Below are 18,724 nucleotides of genomic sequence, written 5' to 3'. Positions count from 1 at the left end.
GGTTCAGCCGTGGACGCGGGTGACCCAGGCAGCGGGGTCGGTGATCTCGAGCGGGCGCGGCAGCGTCTCGGGCGAGGTCCAGACGGCGTTGAAGCCCTCGACGCCGACACGCTCCTGCACACCGCGGACGAAGGCGGCGCCGTCGCGGTACTGGCGCATCTTGGCCTCGAGCCCCAGGAGCCGGCGGAGCAGCTTGTCGAGCGCCCCGGCTCCCTTGCGGCGCTCGGTGAACTTCGCGCGGATCTCGGAGACCGTGGGGATGTGGGCCGGGCCCACGTCGTCCATGACGACGTCGGCGTGGCCCTCGAGGAGCGACATGACGGCGGTGAGCTCGGCGAGCTTCTCGCGCTGCTCGGCCGTCATGACGAGGTCGGTGATGCCGCTCGACCCGCTCGTGAAGGCCTCGGGCAGCTTCTCGCGCAGCGTCTTCGTCAGCTCCTGGAGACGGTCCTGGTCGGGCGCCATCTCGGTCGCGAGCGTGCGCGCCTCGGCGACCATGTGGTCGCGCAGCCACGGCACGGCGGTGAACTGCACGCGGTGGGTCTCCTCGTGCATGCACACCCACGCGCGGAAGTCGGCGGCGTCCACGTCGAGCTCGCGCTGCACCTGGAGCAGGTTGGGGGCGACGAGCAGGAGCGAAGGGGTGCCGCCGGGGGCGAGGTCGTACTGCCCGAGAACCTTGCTCGACATGAAGGCGAGCAGCGCACCCGCCTCGGCACCGGTGACCTTGCCGCCGATGGCGGCGCCGAGCCCGCTCGGTGCGGCCTCGGGCCCGCGCTTGGTGAGGATCTGCTCGAACGCCGGGTTGAGCATCGCGCCCATCGAGTCGGCGTTCATCGCGATCCACGTCGGGCGGTCGACGACGAGTGCCTCGGGCGCGTCGTCCGGCGTGCGGAGCTGCGAGGTCTCCGCGACCGGGCCGTGCGCCTTGCGGGCGGCCTCGCGGATCGCGCCCACCTCGGCGGCGGCCTCGTCGGCGGACACGCTCGGTCCGGCGTTGACGAGCGTCCGCCCGGTGGTCTTGGCGAACTCCCAGTCGACGTAGCTGTTGCTCACGTGGCCTCCTCGGCTCAGTGACATCCGCACAGGGTGAGCGCGGTGACGAAGCGATCCAACGCCGCGCGTGCGCCCAGCGTTCCCGACGAGGCTGGCACACGATCGGCCAGGACGGCGAAGACGAGCACGTGCCCGTCGGCGTCCACGGTCGTCCCGGCGAGGCTCGAGATCCCCTTGAGCGTGCCGGTCTTGGCCCTCGGTATGCCGGCCACGGCCTTGGTCTCCTTGCCGCGGTAGCGGTCGGAGAGGCTCCCGTTGAGCCCGGCCACGGGCAGGCTCGCGACCGCCCGGAGGAAGTCGTCGTCCTTGCCGCTCGTCGCGAGCGCCAGGACGTCGGCCATCACGGTCGCCGTCGCGGTCTGGCCCGGGGACAGCCCGCTCGTGTCGAGCAGGCGCAGGCCCGTCGTCGGCACGCCCGCGTCGGCCAGGGTCTTCACGACGAACTGGGGCGGCCCGAGCGGCGCCGCGGGCGACGCGCCCGCGGCGACCATGGCCTGGCGGACGAGGTTCTCGGTGAGGGCGTTGTCGCTGTGCTGCAGGGCGAAGCCGAGGTGCTCGGCGTAGGTCGCGGACTCGACGGCACCGAGCTCGGTGGCACCAGCGGGGGCCGGTGTGCCGTGGCCGCTGAGCGGCGCCACCGTCGTCGCGTGGCCGCGGGCGGTGAGGGCTTTCGCGAGGGCGGCGGCGACGCCGGCCTCGGGTACGGGCGGTGCGGCCCTGCCGCCCCCTGCGCGCTGCGAGACGAGGTCGAGCATCGACACCGACTGGGTGAAGCCGGCGGCGATGTCCTCCTTCTTCCACGTCGCGGGGTAGCGAGGACCCGCTGCATAGGTCGCGTCGACCCGCAGGGTCACCGCTCCGGCGCCGCGCTCGTCGAGCGACCGCGCCACCTCGTCGGCCAGCGTCGCGACGCCGGCATGGCCCTCGACCGTCGTGGGGTCGGACGCGCCCGTGCCGAGGAGGGTGTCGCCTCCCGCGACGAGGACCACCTCGCTCGGGGTGGCGCCGGTGACGACCTTCGTCGTCATGCGGGCGTCGAGGTCGAGGTGCGAGGTGACGGCGAAGGCGCTGAGGACCTTGAGCGTCGAGGCGGGGGCGCGAGCGGCACTCGGCGAGACGGCATACAGCTCTTCGCCGGTCTCACCGTCGCGCACGCTCACGCCGACGCTGGGACCCAGCCACGGGTCCTTGACGATGGCGCCGAGAGCCTTGGCGAGCGCGGCGCCGGAGGGCGGCGGGACGGTCGCCGACGGGCTGGGCGAGGCCGACGTCGGCGAGGGCGCAGGGCTGGGCAGCGCGGCCCATGCCGGCGAGGCGGTCGCGGAGCCCGTGGGGGTCGGAGGAGCGACGGTCGCACCGTCGCGGGTGAGGATGCCGGGAGCGACGTCGAGGACGTCGGCGGTCGCGTAGCCGGTGGCGCCGAGGAGGATGAGCGTGACCCCCGCCACAACCGCCCGTCGCATCGGACCCCTTTCGTTGGCGCCCCTCCGCTCATACGGGACACTGGTCCCCGAGCGTAGGTCATCCATACCCATCCGAAAGAAGGCCACCACCGTGGAGTTCGACGTCACCATCGAGATCCCCAAGGGTCACCGCAACAAGTACGAGGTCGACCACGAGACCGGGCGCATCCGGCTCGACCGGATGCTCTTCACGTCGATGGCCTACCCGTCGGACTACGGCTACGTCGAGGAGAGCCTCGGCGAGGACGGCGACCCGCTCGACGCGCTCGTGCTGCTCGACGAGCCGACCTGGCCCGGCTGCCTCGTGCGGGCGCGCCCCATCGGCATGTTCCACATGCGCGACGAGGCCGGCGGCGACGACAAGATCCTCTGCATCCCCGCGGGCGACCCGCGCAAGGCGCACATCACCGAGCTCGAGCACATCAGCGAGTTCGACCGCCTCGAGATCCAGCACTTCTTCGAGACCTACAAGGACCTCGAGCCGGGCAAGTCGGTCGAGGGCGCCCACTGGGCCGGCCGCGAGGACGCGGAGCGCACCGTCAACGAGGCGATCGCCCGCGCCAAGGAGGCCGGGGTCTCGACCGCCCGCTGGCGCATGCCGGCCGGCCACGACGCCGCGCACGCGACCTCCGCGGCCCGCACCGAGGAGGAGCACGCCCACGCGGCCGCCAAGGCCAAGGAGGAGCTCGCCACCAAGGAGAAGCCCCTCAGCGACTCGAACGACTGACGCCCTTGCGGCGGCGAAGCCGTCGAGAGTAGAGAGAGTCCCGCCTCCAGCGACCTGGGGCGGGACTCTCTCTACTCTCGACCCGTCCGAGGGCTGAGTTGGCTGCGCTGGCGGCCCTCGTCGTCGAAGTTCGCCGGGTCGAGCCACGCCTCGTGCCGCGCGCGGACAGCCGGCCACTCCTCGCTCGTCACCGAGAACCAGTCGGTGTCGCGGTTGCGCCCCTGCGTGACCATGTGGTTGCGGAACCGCCCCTCGTAGGTGAACCCGAGGCGTGCGGCGGCGCGGCGCGACGGCTCGTTGAGGCTGTCGCACTTCCACTCGAAGCGGCGGTAGCCGAGGTCGTCGAAGGCGTGCCGCATGAGCAGCGAGATCGCCTCCGTGGCCGCGCGAGTGCGTTGAAGGCCCGCGCCGTGGAGCACTCCGGCGACCTCGATCTGGCCGGTGCGCGGGTCGATGCGCGTGTAGTGCGCGATCCCGGTCGCCCGGCCCGCGCGTTCGCCCTCGAGCGGCACGAAGGCGAAGGCGACCGCGGCAGGGTCGTCGACGCCGGCCGCCAAGTGCATCCACAGCGCGGCGAGCGACGTCGGGCGCGGGATCGGCCGGTAGGTCCAGAGCCCGCCGTCCTCCGGCCCGCACACCGCGTCGAAGAGGTCGGAGTAGTGCACGGAGTCGAGGGGGACGACCCGCACGTAGCGCCCCTCCAGCACCACTGCGCCCGGCGCGGGCCGCTCCTCCCACCCCGGCACCAGGGCGCCGACGGGCAGGCCGAACTCGTTGACGTCCACCATGCGCGGGAGCCTAGGTGAGACGAGGTGGGCGGTGCGTGGCCGGCATACAGACCGAAGCCCGTATGCCGGCCCGTCCCTTGCGTGGGCCTGCGCCCCGTTCGCAGGACAACCTCCACCGGATCGGGCTAGGTTCGCCGGGACCGTTCGCGAGGAGGTGGGCAGGCGTGCGACGTGGAGTGCGTGCCGTCGTGCTGGCGCTGTGCTGCGCCCTGCTCGCGGCGTGCGGGACGCGCGCCGGCACCGAGGACGTGTGGGCCGAGCCGCAGCTCGCCACCCCTCCGCACTACCGGATCGGGGACGGTGACCCGCGCGGGGCGTCGCTCGTGCGGGCCGCGCGGGAGTGGGTCGAGCTCGGGACCGTGCCGGGCGAGGGCACCGAGTGGGAGTCGATGAGCCGCTGGGCGCTCATCGACCTGCACCAGGCAATGGGCGGCCTCGACTCGGGCCGGGCTCCTGCCGCGGGCGCGGCCGACCGGTGGGACTACTTCTGGCCGCGCGACGGCGCCTTCATCGCCCTCGCGCTCGACCGCACCGGGCACGCGGCCGAGGCGCGGGCCGTCATCGACTTCATCGCACGCCTGCCGTTCGACGCCCAGCAGGGTTTCGACGCCCGCTACCTCCTCAACGGCCAGCGGGTCGTCGTGGACCCGCGCGGACCGCAGTCGGACGGGTGCGGCTGGGTGCTCTGGGCCATCGGGTCGATGAGCGACGCCGCGCTGCCGGAGTCCGCCGGGCCGCTGCGCTCCACGTGTCTCATGAACGTGCTGAGGCTGACGTCGAGCGGGTGGCTGCTGCCCCCACCGTCACCGGACTACTGGGAGATCCCCGTCGGCCAGACCTCGCTGGGGACGGTCGCGCCGATGCTGGCCGGTCTGCGGGCCACCGCCGACCACGGCCCGGCCGCCGAGCGCTGGGTCGCCGGGCAGGCGGCCAAGCGGCTCGAGTCTCGGGTCCACGAGTCGATGGGGCCATCGCTCGAGCGCTTCGGCGACCGCGGAGGTCTCGACGCGGCCGTCGCGATGCTCATGCCGCCCTTCGGACCGGAGGACGAGCGGACGACGAAGCGCTGGCTCGCCTACCAGCGCGACGCCGCGCGGTCCTCCGGCGGCCTCGCCCCGGGCGCGGACTGGAAGCAGGACGGCACGTCGTGGACCCCGGAGACCGCGCTCGTCGCCTACACCGCAGCTGCGTCGGGGCGCGAGAGGACCGCCGAACGCTGGCTCGGCTGGCTCGACGGTCATCGCACGCCGTGGGGGTCGCTGCCCGAGAAGGTCAACCGATCGGGTAGCCCTGCGGGTCCGGCACCCCTGCTCTGGACCGCCGCCCTCGTCCTGCTCACCCTCGACGAGCTCGACAGGCCCTGAGACGCGAGGCCGTGAGACCTGACGGCACGTGCGACATGAGTACTCGCGCGGACTGAGGTCGCGTCCTCATGCGGCCCGGCTCCCGTCGTTGCTTGACTGGGCCCCATGAGCACACGCCCCACGCCGTCCGAGCTCGTCTTCGTCGTCGGCGAGGACGACACCGCCGTGGCGCTCGGGTCGGGCAGCCTCCCGGTCCTCGCGACGCCACGCCTGCTCGCCTGGCTCGAGGCGGCGACGTGCGCAGCGCTCGAACCCGTCGTCGGCGAAGGCCGCACGAGCGTGGGCACGCGGGTCACGCTGGAGCACTCCGCCGCCTCCCCCGTTGGCGTCCAGGTCGTCGTCGGAGCGGACCCGGTGCACAGCGATGGCCGCCTCCACCGCTTCCGGGTGACCGGACGGCATACGGACGGGAAGGTCGTCGCGACCGGTGAGGTGACCCGGGTCGTCGTCGACGTCGACCGCTTCCTCGGCCGGCTCTGATGCCCACACCGCGCCAGCACGTGAAGAACGCGGCCGGGTTCGCCCTCGTGTGGGCGGCGGCCGGGCTTGCCCACCGGGTGCGGTTCCGGACGATGGGGTCGGTGCCGCGGACCGGCCCGGTCATCCTCGTCGCGAACCACCTGACGATGACCGACCCGCTCGCGGTCGCCCGGGTGGCGATCGGCCACCGGCGCTTCCCGCACTTCCTCGCGATGCAGGAGGTCTTCGGCTGGCCGGGGGTGGGCATGCTCGCGCGGGCGACGGGCCAGATCCCCGTGGCGCGCGGGACGACGTCGGCCGCCGCGGCCCTCGACCTCGCGTCCGACCACCTCGACAAGGGTCACCTGGTCGCGCTCTACCCGGAGGGTCGGCTCACGACCGAGCCCGACGGGATGCCGGGTCCCGCCCGGACCGGTGCCGCGCGACTCGCCCTGCGCCACCCGGAGGCGCCGGTCATCCCGGTCGGGACGTGGGGACCGCGGCAGGGCACCGAGCACATCTGGCACCGGCACACGGCGTGCCTCTCCGTGGGGCCGGCGCTCGACCTGTCTCCCTGGCTCGGACGCGACGACGACGCTGCGGCGCGCGAGGTCACCGACGTGCTCATGGCCGGAATCCGCGAGCAGATCGCGGTCGCCAAGGAGATGTGGCACACGCGTTGACGGATGTCCGACAGCGTGCGAGCCATCCGCGGACTGCGACCGAATGACCCTACAGAGATGGTCATTGCACTTCCGGACTCCCCGACCCCGCCCGTCCTACCGTTGGGGGACAGCCGGCGATGCGACAGAGCCTTTCGGAGGTGTCCACATGTGCAAGGGATGGCAATGGTGACCACGACACGGCGCTCCTGCCCCGCACACCCCAGGGGCTGACCGACGCACCGACCGACACGGCCTCGCACCTTGGTCAGGTGCGAGGCCGTGTGCGTGCCTCGCCGGCGAAGGGGGTACGTCATGGACATGCAGAACCACAGCGTTCGCGGGCACCTCTGGATGCTCACGCTCATCGGCGACAGTCTCAGCCTCGTGCGTCTCACACCCTCCCGTCTCGGTCAGCGCGCGGCGGGTGGCTGGACCCAGCGGGTGATGCCGGTGAGCAACGTGCGGGCGGTGAAGCTCACACCCCCGCGCTTGCTGCGACGCGGCCGGCTCACCCTCCACCTCGAGGGGCCCTCCCAGGGTGGTGTCGAGGTCGAGACCATCCACTTCGAGCGAAGCCAGCACCGGGCGATGACGTCACTGGCGGGAGCCCTGCGTGAGGCCGTCGATGGCTCCGGCGCGGGCGTGGTCCCAGCGTCGACCGGGTCGGCCCGCGCAGGGCGCCCTCCCGTCCCGCGCTGAGCGAGCGCACCGCCCGGGCGCTCCAGCCGCGACCCTGCTTCGACGTGCGTCCGCACAGTCCGTCGAGCCCGAGAGGGGCTATGGCATCCGTGTCGAGGCTGACCACTGCGGGTGGGCGGTGCCCCATCCCCCGGCTGGCACTCCGCGGCGGCGGGTCCGCTGCCTGTCGGACGACCCCGAACTCGTCATGGCGGCACTCCGACGCGGAGAGCACTGTGTGCAACGGAGGACACCGGGCTCACCGGCTGGAGGTCGGTGTCGCTCCGACGATCACCACGCGAGCCGGGAGCACAGGGCGCGCGCCACCGTGCACGCGGCCTCCGGACCATTGGTGTCCGGGTGCACCCCGCTCTCCCGCTCACGGCCGGCTCCGCGAGCCGGCCGGGCCTCATGTCACACCACAGTCATCAGGAGCTCCGATGCATTCCATCGCGAAGCGTTTCTTCATCGTCGTCCTCACGGTCCTCACGCTCGGCCTCGTTGCAGGCCCCGCACAGGCTGGCAACGCCCACGTGGTGAAGGGCCCCACGGTCACCCGGGACGGCAACTCCCTCGTCATCACCGCCTCCATCGCAGGCCTGGGCAACGTCCCGAGCGCCACCTTCGCCCTGGACGGCACGGTCGACGTCTTCTCGCAGTGCTACAACCGCGGCGGCAAGAACCCCGCAGCGGACAACAAGGAGGAGACGGTCGCGGTCGAGGAGAGCGGCACGTTCCCGGTCCGCAACGGCCGCACCAACGTCTCGTTCACCGTCTCGCCGCTGTCGACGCTCGACTGCCCCGGAGGGCAGACCGTCGTCATCGAGTCGGTCACCTACGACCTCATCCTCTCCGGACAGGGGCTGAGCATCCACATCACGAGCTAGGCATCTCCCCCGGCCTTGGCCCCTGTCCGCGCTGTCGGGCGGGGGCCTCGCTCTGCGGCACCGGACCGCGGCATGCAGAAGGCCCCCGGGAGCGATGTCCCGAGGGCCTGACCTGCGGTGTTGCGTGGAGCCGCTTGTCGGAATCGAACCGACGACCTATTCATTACGAGTGAATCGCTCTGGCCGACTGAGCTAAAGCGGCGTGGTGCCGGACGAGGTCCAGCACGACGCACGAGTATACGAACAACCCCGGCCTTCCCGAAATCGGGAGCGCAACCTGACGTCACGACGCCACGACGACCGTCGCCACCAGACGCGGGTGCCTCAGCAGCGCAGGCCGTCTCGCGGCACGGTCCCCTTGACGTAGAACTCGTCGATCGGCTTGTCGACACAGTCGTTGGCACGCATGTATGCCGTGTGCCCGTCGCCGTCGTAGGTGATGAGCGACGACGCCGCGAGCTGGTCGTGCAGGCGCACCGACCACTCGTAGGGCGTCGCCGGGTCGCGGGTCGTGCCCACGACGACGATCGGCGGGGCACCCTCGGCGGTGATCTTCGCCGGCGGCTCCGAGGACCGCTCGGTCTTCACCGGCCACGAGCCGCAGGTGAGCGAGGACCACATGAGGAACGGGCCCCACGTGGGCGCCTCGGCGCGCGAGGCCTCCGCCGCCTTCGCGTGCTCCTCGACCGAGTCGGACTCGGGCTTGTCGAGGCAGTTGACGGCGTAGATGACCTCCATGATGTTGCCGCTGTAGCCGCCACCGGGGTTGCGGTCGGCGTACTGGTTCGCGAGCCCCATGAGCTCGGAGCCGTCGCCCTTGAGCGCGGCGCGCATCGCCTCGACCAGCCCGTCCCACATGCCCTCGTCGTACATCGCGGCCGCGATCCCGGTCGAGGCCCACCCCTCGGTGAGCCTCGTGACCACCGGGTCGCCGGTCCTCGTCAGCGGCGTCTCGTCGACGTCCCCGAGGAAGTCCCGGATACCCTGCATGACCTCGTCGACCGAACCCCCGAGCGGGCACTCCCCCTTGTCGATGCAGAACTGCGCCCACGCACGGGTCGCGGTCTCGAATCCCTTGGCCTGGCCGAGGTTGACCTCCTGCGCCGTGAGGTCCGGAGCGACGACACCGTCGAGAACGAAGCGCCCGACGAGCTGCGGGAACAGGCCGGCATACGTCGCGCCGAGGTAGGTGCCGTAGGACTTGCCGAGGTAGTGCAGCTTCTGCTCGCCGAGGGCCGCGCGCAGGACGTCCATGTCCTTCGCGGCGTCGACGGTCGAGACGTGCCCGAGCAGTGGGCCGGCGTTGGTGCCGCAGTCGTCGGCGAAACCCTTGGCGTTGGCCGCGAACTCCTGCTGCTCGGCGCTGTCGTCGGGCGTCGGGTCCTGGCCGAGGAAGGCGTCGAGCTCGGGGTCGGTCACGCAGTCGATCGGCGCCGAGCGCCCGACGCCGCGCGGGTCGAACCCGACGACGTCGAACCGCTGGCGCACCGCGGACCCCACGATGAAGTCCGCGGCCTGCGCGTAGTCGACGCCCGACCCTCCCGGCCCTCCCGGGTTGACGACGAGCGAGCCGATCCGCTGGGACCCCCGGCGAGCCGGCACCTTGAGCACGGCGACCTCGATGGTGTCGCCGTCCGGCTCGGCATAGCTCTGCGGCACGCTGAGCCGCGCACACTCGCCACCGCCGCAGTCCTCCCACTGCAGCCGCTGCTCGTAGAACTCGTCCATGCCCTCCATGCCCTTCGGGGGCTCCTGCGGCGACCACGACGGCGCGGGCGCCCCGCGGTCGAGGAGGTCGCCGATGCTCGAGCAGCCCGAGGCGAGGAGGGCGACCGCGACGAGGGCGGCGGGGAGGGACACGCGACGCATGGCGTCGACCCTACGGGTCGAACCTGAGGTATGCCGTCCTGCCCGGTCCGCGCTCCACGTGACGCGGTTGTCGCGGACCTTGCCGGTTGCAACCGGGACGATCGCAGGTTTCCGCGTCAGCCGTGGCGTCGCCCACGCCTGCACCCGGCCGGACCCCGGACTCAGCGCGGCAGGCGCAGGTCGAGGGCCATCGCCTCGAGGGCCAGCAGCGGCTGGACGTTGGCGGCGATGCGCTCGCGGGCGGTGCCGATGGCGTCCATCGCGACGAGGAGCCGCTCGGACGACAGGACCTGGGCGACCTGCTGGACCGTCTGGCGGGAGTCCTCGTTGACGAGGGCGGTGGGCGCGCCGGTGCGCAGGACGAGGGCGTCGCGGTAGACCGAGAGGAGGTCGACGAGCGAGCGGTCGACCATGTCGCGCGAGAAGCGGGTGGCGCGGGCCTTCTGCTCCTTCTCCAGCGAGGCGAGCTGGGAGCGGATGTGCGGCGGCTGGGTCCGAGCGGTCGGGTCCGCGCCGAGCACCTCCATGAGCCGCGTCCTCTCGGCCGCGTCGCGCTCGGCGGAGGAGGCCTGCGACTCCTCGGTCGCGATCGTGGAGAGGTCGGACGCCGCGTCGATGGCGTCTCCGACGGAGCGGATCTTCGTCGTCAGGGTGATGACGTCGTGGCGGCGGATGCGGGCGTGCTCGTCGCGAGCCAGCCGGCGCGCGAGGCCGACGTGCGACTGCGACGCGCGGGCGGCATACATCGCCATCGGCGGGTCGACCCCGTCGCGGCGCACGAGGAGGTCCGCGACGGCCTCGACCGACGGCGTGCGCAGTCGCACGTGCCGCGAGCGCGAGCGGATCGTGATGATGACGTCCTCGACGGAGGGCGCGCAGAGCATCCAGACGGTGCGCGGGACGGGCTCCTCGAGGGCCTTGAGGAGGGCGTCGGCGGCGCGCTCGGTGAGGCGGTCGGCGTCCTCGACGATGATGACGCGCCACCGGCCGAGCGACGGGCGGTGCTGGGCGAGGGCGACGAGATCGCGGGCCTGCTCGACCTTGATCGACAGCCCCTCGGTCGCGATGACGTCGACGTCGGCGTGGGTGCCGTCGGCGGCCGTCCGGCACTCGCGGCACTCGCCGCAGCCGCCGGACGGGCACTGCAGCGCCGCGGCGAACGCCCGCGCCGCGACCGAGCGCCCCGACCCCGGAGGGCCGGTGAGCAGCCAGGCGTGCGTCATCGCGGCGGGGTCCTCGACCGCCCGCGAGAGCGTGGCGACGGCCGGCTCCTGGCCGATGACGTCGCGCCAGACGCTCATCCGGCACCCCCGTCGAGCAGGCCCGAGGACTGCAGCCGGCCCATGACGGCGGCGTGGATCTCGTCGGGCGGCAGCGTGCCGTCGACGACGAGGTAGCGCTCCGGCGCACCCTGCGCCATGGCGAGGAAGTGGTGGCGGATCGCGTCGTGGAAGGTGTCGGCCTCGGACTCGAGCCGGTCGTGGACCTCGCCACGGCGTCGGCGCCCCTCCTCGGAGGAGACGTCGACGATGACGGTGAGGTCGGGCAGCAGGGAGTCGACCGCCCACATCTGGAGGTCGTGGACCTCGACCGCGCCGAGGTCGCGGCCGGCGCCCTGGTAGGCGACGGACGAGTCGGTGTAGCGGTCGGTCACGACGACGGCGCCCCGGTCCATCGCCGGCCGGATGAGCTGGTCGACGTGGTGCGCCTTGTCGGCGGCGAAGAGCAGCGCCTCGGCCCGCGGCGAGACGTGGTCACCGTGGAGGACGAGGTCGCGGATCGCGGCACCGAGCTCGGTGCCACCGGGCTGGCGGGTCACGACGACCTCGCGCCCCAGCGCCTCGAGGGCCTCGGCCAGCAGGCGCACCTGGGTCGACTTGCCCGCGCCGTCGCCACCCTCGAAGGCGAGGAAGAGTCCCTGTCCGCTCACGGGCCGAGCCTAGGCGAGCGCGACGACACGCGGGCACCGCGGCGAGCGGACGGCATACGGGCGCTGTGTCAGCCATCCGGAGGGAACCTTGAGGGTCCGGAGGGAAATGTTCCGTCCGGACCCTCAAGGTTCCCGCACGGGGAGCAAAAGTTGAGACGCGGCTCAGGCGTGGCGGTCCGCGTTCGCGTGGATCGCGTCCCTCACGTACGCGGCGAGCCCCGGTGCGAGGTCCTCGTAGGTCTTCGTGAACCGCGGGTCGGCGACGTACATGTCGGCGAGGCCCTTCTGGAAGTCGTGGCTGCAGTCGTAGAACCACGTGTCGATCTGGACCCGGTGGGCCTCGGCCGCGTCCATCGCCTCGGTCGACGTCGCCGGGTGGCCCGCCTCGAGTGCCGCGACGAAGGCGGCGTTGACGGCGTCACCCTCGGCCCTGATCCGCTCCCAGTCCGCCTTCGTGTAGCCCTTCGTCCGGCGAGCCGACTGCTTCCACGCGTCGGTCTCGCCCCAGCGCTCCTGCGCCTCGGCCCGGTACTCGTCGGTGAAGCCGTCGCCGAAGATCTCCTTGAGCTCCTCGTGGGTGGCCGGCTGCTCGTTCATCTCTCTCTCCATCGCTCGGTCGATCGCGTCGACGAGCCCGTGCAGCTCCTCGACCCTGTGCAGGACCGCGTCACGCTGACGCCGCAGGTGCTCCAGCGTCGAGCCGTCACCCCGCAGCAGCGCCGCGACCTCGTCGAGCGGCAGGTCGAGCCGCCGGTAGGTGACGATCGTCGCGAGCCGCTCGAGGTCCTCGGCGGTGTAGAGCCGGTAGCCGGCGTGCGAGCGCTCCGACGGGCTGAGCAGGCCGATCTCGTCGTAGTGGTGCAGCGTTCGCACCGTCACGCCGAAGGTCTGCGCCACCTGGCCCACCGTGAGCAGCTCGTCCACCCTCACAGTCTCTCGTGTCGTGGTCATGGGTCCACCGTGGCGGCTCACGTCGCGTGAGGGTCAAGCCGACTTCTCCGTATGCCGCCCACTCCCGACCCATGGCGGACCCACCTCCCGCGGTGGGAAGGTGGCTCATGAGCTTCCTCAGCGCGCTGACCGGCTCCTTCTCGACCCCCGCCGACGACAACCCCACCGTGGCGATGGTCGAGGCGGCCTATGCCGCCGCGGGGCTCGACGCCCGCTACGTCAACGTCGACGTCTCGTCGGCCGACCTCGGCGACGCCGTCCTCGGGGCGAGGGCGATGGGCTGGGTCGGCTTCAACTGCTCGATGCCCCACAAGGTCGCCGTCATCGACCACCTCGACGGGCTCGGCGAGTCCGCGGACCTCATCGGCGCCGTCAACTGCGTCGTCGCCCGCGACGGCTCGCTCATCGGGGAGAACACCGACGGCCGCGGATTCGTCGAGGCGATGCGCGAGGTGCGTCACCCGGCCGGCACCCACGTCGTCGTTCTCGGCGCGGGCGGCGCGGGCCGGGCCATCGCGGTCGAGGCGGCCCTCGCCGGCGCGGCGCGCATCACCGTCGTCAACCGCAACGAGAGTCGCGGGCAGGCGCTCGCGGTGCTCGTCGCCGACCGCACCCCCGCCGAGGCGGACTTCCAGCCGTGGACCGGCCCGTATGCCGTCCCCGCCAGCGCCGACGTCGTCGTCAACGCCACCTCCCTCGGGCTGGGGGACGCCGAGGCGATGGTCCCGGTCGACCCCGACACCCTCCGTCCTGACCTCCTCGTGGCGGACGTCATCCCCAACCCTCCGCGGACGGCATACCTGTGCGAAGCGGAGCGCAGGGGCGGGGCGACGCTCGACGGCCTGGGCATGCTCGTGGCCCAGGGGGCAGTGGCGATCGAGCTGTGGCACGGCGTCTCGCCGGACCGCGAGGTCATGCGGGCGAGGCTGTCCGAGGTGCTGGGGCTGGACTCGACACCCTGAGCGGAGGCTGTACCGTCACTCCCGTTCCCCTCGTCGGAGCAGCGACGAATCCGCTGCACGAGGTGATCAGCAAAGGACAGGTGCGCCATGAGCCCCGCAGGAACGGGCCGCAAGCTCGTCATCGTCGAGTCCCCGGCCAAGGCCAAGACCATCGCCGGCTACCTCGGCGCCGACTGGGACGTCGAGGCGTCCGTCGGCCACATCCGCGACATCCCGACCCCGTCGGAGATGCCCGCCGAGATCAAGAAGGGGCCGTTCGGCAAGTTCGGCGTCGACGTCGACAACGACTTCGAGCCCTACTACGTCGTCGACAGCGACAAGAAGAAGAAGGTCGCCGAGCTCAAGCGCCTGCTCAAGAACGCCGACGAGCTCTACCTCGCCACCGATGAGGACCGCGAGGGCGAGGCCATCGCGTGGCACCTCCTCGAGACCCTCCAGCCGCGGGTCCCGGTCAAGCGGATGGTCTTCCACGAGATCACCAAGGAGGCCATCCAGCGCGCCGCCTCCAACACCCGCGACCTCGACACCGCGCTCGTCGACGCCCAGGAGACCCGCCGGATCCTCGACCGCCTCTACGGCTACGAGATCTCGCCGGTCCTGTGGCGCAAGGTCAAGGCGGGCCTGTCCGCCGGCCGCGTCCAGTCGGTCGCGACCCGCATGGTCGTCGAGCGCGAGCGCGAGCGGATGGCCTTCCGCTCTGCCAACTACTGGGACGTCGAGGGCGACTTCACGCCCGACGCGGAGACGTCGGCGTTCACCGCCCGCCTGTCGTCGGTCGACGGTCGCCGCGTCGCCTCTGGTCGCGACTTCGGCGACGACGGCCGCCTCAAGGGCGACGTCGCCCACCTCGACGAGACGGCCGCGACGGGCATCGCCACCGCCGTGATGTCGGCGGACGTGTCGGTCGTCTCGGTCGCCGAGAAGCCCTACACCCGTCGTCCGAGCGCACCGTTCACGACGTCGACGCTCCAGCAGGAGGCCTCGCGCAAGCTCCGGCTGTCGAGCAAGAACGCGATGCGCGTGGCGCAGCGGCTCTACGAGAACGGCTACATCACCTACATGCGCACCGACTCGACGGCCCTGTCGCAGTCGGCGCTCACCGCGGCCCGCCAGCAGGCGCGTGACCTTTACGGCGGCGACTACGTCCCCGATGCCCCGCGCAACTACGCCAAGAAGGTCAAGAACGCGCAGGAGGCCCACGAGGCGATCCGTCCCGCGGGCGACCGGTTCCGCACCCCGGCACAGGTCGCCGGCGAGCTGCGCGGCGACGAGTTCGCCCTCTACGAGCTCATCTGGAAGCGCACCATCGCCTCGCAGATGGCCGACGCGCGCGGCTCGACCGCGACCGTCCGTCTCGGCGCCGACCTCGCCGCCGGCGCCCCGGCCGAGCGGGTCGAGTTCACCGCCAGCGGCACCGTCATCACCTTCCGCGGCTTCCTCGCTGCCTACGAGGAGGGACGCGACGAGCAGCGCCACGCGAGCAACGACGAGGAGCGCCGCCTCCCCCGGCTCGGCGAGGGTGCGGCCCTCAAGGTCCTGCGCGCCGAGGCCGGCGGGCACGACACCTCGCCGCCCGCGCGCTACACCGAGGCCACGCTCGTCAAGGCAATGGAGGAGAAGGGCATCGGCCGCCCCTCGACCTACGCCTCGACGATCGGCACGATCCAGGACCGCGGCTACGTCTCGAACCGCGGCAACGCGCTCGTCCCGTCGTGGCTCGCCTTCGCGGTGACGCGCCTCATGGAGGAGCACTTCACCCGGCTCGTCGACTACGACTTCACCGCCTCGATGGAGGAGGACCTCGACGAGATCGCCGGCGGCAACGCCCAGCGGGCGACCTGGCTCAAGCGCTTCTACTTCGGTGACGAGGCGAGCTCGAGCGAGGGCCTTCGTGACCTCGTCGCCGACCTCGGCGACATCGACGCCCGCGGCATCTCCACGATCGAGATCGGCGACGGCATCGTCGTGCGCGTCGGTCGCTACGGCCCCTACGTCGAGGAGGTCGCCCCCGCCGGTGTCGACCTCACCACCGGTGAGGTCTCCGACGCGTATGCCGGTGACTCGGCTTCCGAGTCCGGCTCGACTCCTCGCCGGGCCACGATCAACGACGACATCGCCCCCGACGAGATGACGCCCGAGAAGGCGCGCGAGCTCCTCGAGACCGCCGCCGACGACGGCCGGGTGCTCGGACAGGACCCCGACAACGGTCGCGACATCGTCGCCAAGGCCGGTCGCTACGGGCCCTACGTCACCGAGGTGCTGGACGAGGAGACCGCGGCGCTCAAGGGCAAGGCCAAGGTCAAGCCGCGCACGGCCTCCCTCTTCAAGGACATGGACCTCGCGACCATCGACCTCGAGACCGCGCTCAAGCTCCTCTCGCTCCCCCGCGTCGTCGGCGTCTCCACCGAGAAGGTGACCAACGAGGACGGCACCGAGGGCGAGAAGCAGGTCGAGATCACGGCGCAGAACGGCCGTTACGGTCCCTACCTCAAGAAGGGCACCGACTCGCGCTCGCTCGAGACCGAGCAGCAGCTCTTCGACATCACGCTCGAGCAGGCCGAGGCGATCTACGCCCAGCCCAAGCAGCGGGGCCGGGCCGCCGCGAAGCCGCCGCTCAAGGAGTTCGGGCCCGACCCGGTCTCCGGCAAGCCGGTCGTCGTCAAGGACGGCCGCTTCGGCGAGTACGTCACCGACGGCGAGACCAACGCGACGCTGCGCCGCGACGACGACCTCGAGACCCTCACCCAGGAGCGGGCCTTCGAGCTCCTCGCCGAGAAGCGCGCCAAGGGTCCGACGACCCGCAAGCGCGCCGCCAAGAAGACGACGAAGAAGGCCGCCGCCAAGAAGACGACGGCCAAGAAGGCCACGGCGAAGCGAGCCGCGAAGAAGGCCTGACCCCCGGCGGGTCGACGCCAACCGCTGGCCGTCTCGCTGGCCTGCCGCTACTGTGACCCTGCCGCGCCGTGGGGGCCGGACGCCCGCGAGTGGGGATCGCTCGCCGAAGCAGAAGGCATCACCACCATGCGCGCACCGTTGCGTCGACTCCTGTCCACCGTGGGAGCCGCCGTCCTCGCCACGACCGTTCTCGCCGTGGCGCCCGCCGCCGGGGAGCCCGCCGACACGGCATACCCGCAGCTGCACGGCGTGACGATGAGCGCCCCGACCGTGGCTGCGGGCGGGTCCATCACGGCCGTCGTGGACGCGACGGACGACGGCGCCCTGAGCTCGGTCTCGATCAGGTTCGTCCACACCGCGCTGAGCAGCCACGTCATCAACGTGACGCGCGTGTGGCCCGTTGAGGGCCGACTGACCGTCCCCGTCCCGTCCGCCGTCGCCGGGGGAACCTACCGGGTCGACTTCGTGAGTCTGGGTGACCAGACCGGCAAGAGCGCCCAGTACGTGGCGACGGAGCGCCAGCTGGTGCTCGACCCGACGGTGGCGAGCGGTCCGTTCACCCACGACCTCGACCTCACGGCCGTGACCTTCGGGGTCACCGGCGGCGCCGACGTCATCCCGCCACGGATCACGGCCATCTCGATGCCGGTGCGCCCGGCGGAGGAGGACCAGCCGGGCACCCTGAGCGTCTCCGTGGACGACACCGGACCGGTGCGGGTGGTCGCGTGGTGGGACCAGCCCTACGAGCCGGGCTCCAGATGGGGCGAGGTCACCGCGCAGGGCGGCACCGGCGTGCTGACCTTCCGGCTCGGACCGGCCGGCACACACCGTCTGAGCGGGATCCAGGTGTCCGACGCTGCCGGCAACATGCGGAGCTATCGGCGCGACGGGCGCGAGCTCTGGGGAGCGAGCCAGACGACCCACACGTGGGACCTGCCTCGGTTCGACGTGACGGTCACTCCGCAGAAGCCCCTCGTCGCCGCGACCGCGCACCCCGCATCGGTGCGCGTCGTCCTCACGGCCGACGAGTCGGAGGCGAGGGCGATCACCGGGTGGCGCATCGTCGTGAACCCGGGCAACGTCGTGCGGGAGGTCCCCGTCAAGGTGGGAGCCACGCAGGTGGACGTCGGAGGGCTGACCAACGGGACGGCATACACGGTGTCCGTCACGGCGCGCAGCGCCGTGGGCGACAGCAAGCCGGGGGTGAGCGTCGCGCGACCGATGCAGTCCACGAACGTGTTCGCCATCGCCGACGCGGGGGGCGACGGTCAGGTCGACATCGTCGCGCGCCGGCCGATGACTGCAGCGGACCTCGGTGACAGCCACGTCTACCCGACGAACGGCAAGGGCGTCTTCGGGAGGCCCTTCCGCGCCTACCGGGCGGACGAGATGACGTGCCCGAGGGTCGCCCCCGGCGACATCTACATCGTCGGCGACTCCGAGGTGCTGTGCTTCGGCCCGGCCCTGACTGCCTTGCGAATCGACGGCAGCGGCAGCGAGATCGGCACGGCCGGCTGGTCGTCGATGCGCTTCGTCGACGGCGGCCAGGACCTCACCGGTGACGGATGGCCGGACATCGTCGGAGTGACCCCCGAGGGTGTCCTGAAGATCTACCAGACCCGCGACCAGAGTCGCATCGTCTCCACGACCACGCTCGGCAGTGGCTGGAACGCCTTCACCGCGCTCTTCCAGGTCGGCGACTTCTCGGGCGACCGGCGTGCGGACCTCGTCGCCGTCGACACAGCGGGCACGATGTGGCTCTACCCGGGCAACGGACTCGGTGGCTTCGGCCGACGCGTCCAGATCGGCACCGGCTGGGCCGGCCTCGGCGCCGTCCTGCCGCTGCGCGACTTCACCGGCGACGGCCGGGCCGACATCGGCGCGATCACCCTCGACGGTCGACTCTTCCTCTATCCCGGCAACGGCCGCAGCGGCTTCCTCACCAAGCGGCAGATCGGGTCCGGATGGGGCGTCTTCCTCTGACCCGGTGACAGCACCGCGCAGGGTGCCCTAGCCTTGCCGAGCCGCGC

Annotated in this window: 16 protein-coding genes and 1 tRNA gene; 9 read left to right on the top strand and 8 right to left on the bottom strand. The window is 72.1% G+C overall.

The window, feature by feature from the left end:
* Nucleotides 1–3 precede the first annotated feature (3 nt).
* Both N798_RS13310 and N798_RS13305 read right to left on the bottom strand, forming a co-directional pair.
* Nucleotides 4–1,056 (bottom strand): zinc-dependent metalloprotease, encoded by a 1,053-nt coding sequence (locus N798_RS13310; protein WP_035949137.1) that lies wholly within the window; start codon nucleotides 1,054–1,056, stop codon nucleotides 4–6.
* A 14-nt stretch (nucleotides 1,057–1,070) separates the two neighbouring features.
* Nucleotides 1,071–2,519: a D-alanyl-D-alanine carboxypeptidase/D-alanyl-D-alanine-endopeptidase gene (locus N798_RS13305; protein WP_188450372.1), complete on the bottom strand. Its 1,449-nt coding sequence runs from the start codon at nucleotides 2,517–2,519 to the stop codon at nucleotides 1,071–1,073.
* 91 nt (nucleotides 2,520–2,610) lie between these two features.
* Between N798_RS13305 and N798_RS13300 the strand changes: the two genes are divergently transcribed.
* Entirely contained in the window at nucleotides 2,611–3,246 is a 636-nt protein-coding gene (locus tag N798_RS13300) for an inorganic diphosphatase (RefSeq protein WP_035949134.1), read from the top strand.
* A 71-nt stretch (nucleotides 3,247–3,317) separates the two neighbouring features.
* Here N798_RS13300 and N798_RS13295 read toward each other — a convergent pair whose 3' ends face one another.
* Nucleotides 3,318–4,034 carry a GNAT family N-acetyltransferase gene (locus tag N798_RS13295; protein WP_035949132.1) on the bottom strand — a complete coding sequence of 239 codons (717 nt, stop codon included), beginning with the start codon at nucleotides 4,032–4,034 and terminating at the stop codon, nucleotides 3,318–3,320.
* Between the two features lie 164 nt (nucleotides 4,035–4,198).
* Between N798_RS13295 and N798_RS13290 the strand changes: the two genes are divergently transcribed.
* From N798_RS13290 to N798_RS13265, 5 genes are all read left to right on the top strand, one after another.
* Nucleotides 4,199–5,398 carry a glycoside hydrolase family 15 protein gene (locus N798_RS13290; RefSeq protein WP_156971742.1) on the top strand — a complete coding sequence of 400 codons (1,200 nt, stop codon included), beginning with the start codon at nucleotides 4,199–4,201 and terminating at the stop codon, nucleotides 5,396–5,398.
* A 105-nt stretch (nucleotides 5,399–5,503) separates the two neighbouring features.
* Entirely contained in the window at nucleotides 5,504–5,878 is a 375-nt protein-coding gene (locus N798_RS13285; protein ID WP_035949125.1) for a thioesterase family protein, read from the top strand.
* Entirely contained in the window at nucleotides 5,878–6,540 is a 663-nt protein-coding gene (locus N798_RS13280) for a lysophospholipid acyltransferase family protein (RefSeq protein WP_035949122.1), read from the top strand. The genes N798_RS13285 and N798_RS13280 overlap by 1 nt, the downstream gene beginning before the upstream one ends.
* Nucleotides 6,541–6,834: 294 nt before the next feature.
* Complete coding sequence (locus N798_RS13270) at nucleotides 6,835–7,221, top strand: hypothetical protein (protein ID WP_052117344.1); 387 nt, start codon at nucleotides 6,835–6,837, stop codon at nucleotides 7,219–7,221.
* A 419-nt stretch (nucleotides 7,222–7,640) separates the two neighbouring features.
* On the top strand, nucleotides 7,641–8,087 hold the full coding sequence (locus N798_RS13265; RefSeq protein ID WP_052117343.1) for a hypothetical protein: 447 nt from the start codon (nucleotides 7,641–7,643) through the stop codon (nucleotides 8,085–8,087).
* A gap of 125 nt (nucleotides 8,088–8,212) precedes the next feature.
* On the opposite strand, the gene N798_RS13260 is transcribed toward N798_RS13265, so the two are convergent.
* From N798_RS13260 to N798_RS13240, 5 genes are all read right to left on the bottom strand, one after another.
* A tRNA-Thr gene (locus N798_RS13260) sits at nucleotides 8,213–8,289 on the bottom strand.
* A 122-nt stretch (nucleotides 8,290–8,411) separates the two neighbouring features.
* Complete coding sequence (locus N798_RS13255) at nucleotides 8,412–9,956, bottom strand: alpha/beta hydrolase (RefSeq protein ID WP_035949114.1); 1,545 nt, start codon at nucleotides 9,954–9,956, stop codon at nucleotides 8,412–8,414.
* Nucleotides 9,957–10,117: 161 nt separating this feature from the next.
* On the bottom strand, nucleotides 10,118–11,257 hold the full coding sequence (locus tag N798_RS13250; RefSeq protein WP_035949111.1) for a DNA polymerase III subunit delta': 1,140 nt from the start codon (nucleotides 11,255–11,257) through the stop codon (nucleotides 10,118–10,120).
* A complete protein-coding gene (gene tmk / locus N798_RS13245) occupies nucleotides 11,254–11,886 on the bottom strand; it encodes a dTMP kinase (protein WP_035949109.1) in 633 nt (210 codons plus the stop codon). The genes N798_RS13250 and tmk overlap by 4 nt, the downstream gene beginning before the upstream one ends.
* 162 nt (nucleotides 11,887–12,048) lie before the next feature.
* Nucleotides 12,049–12,837, bottom strand: coding sequence for a MerR family transcriptional regulator (locus N798_RS13240; RefSeq protein WP_052117342.1), 789 nt, complete (start codon nucleotides 12,835–12,837; stop codon nucleotides 12,049–12,051).
* A 107-nt stretch (nucleotides 12,838–12,944) separates the two neighbouring features.
* Here N798_RS13240 and N798_RS13235 point away from each other — a divergent pair, with 107 nt between their 5' ends.
* The 3 genes from N798_RS13235 to N798_RS17520 all read left to right on the top strand — a co-directional run bounded on the left by N798_RS13235 (nucleotide 12,945) and on the right by N798_RS17520 (nucleotide 18,677).
* Nucleotides 12,945–13,799: a shikimate dehydrogenase family protein gene (locus N798_RS13235; protein ID WP_035949106.1), complete on the top strand. Its 855-nt coding sequence runs from the start codon at nucleotides 12,945–12,947 to the stop codon at nucleotides 13,797–13,799.
* A gap of 87 nt (nucleotides 13,800–13,886) precedes the next feature.
* Nucleotides 13,887–16,694 carry a type I DNA topoisomerase gene (topA, locus tag N798_RS13230; RefSeq protein WP_035949104.1) on the top strand — a complete coding sequence of 936 codons (2,808 nt, stop codon included), beginning with the start codon at nucleotides 13,887–13,889 and terminating at the stop codon, nucleotides 16,692–16,694.
* A 126-nt stretch (nucleotides 16,695–16,820) separates the two neighbouring features.
* Nucleotides 16,821–18,677 (top strand): FG-GAP-like repeat-containing protein, encoded by a 1,857-nt coding sequence (locus N798_RS17520; protein WP_156971741.1) that lies wholly within the window; start codon nucleotides 16,821–16,823, stop codon nucleotides 18,675–18,677.
* Nucleotides 18,678–18,724: the final 47 nt, after the last annotated feature.

Origin of the sequence: Knoellia flava TL1, assembly GCF_000768675.1 — a bacterium.
Taxonomy (GTDB): domain Bacteria; phylum Actinomycetota; class Actinomycetes; order Actinomycetales; family Dermatophilaceae; genus Knoellia; species Knoellia flava.
This window is presented reverse-complemented; position numbering and strand designations above follow the sequence as displayed.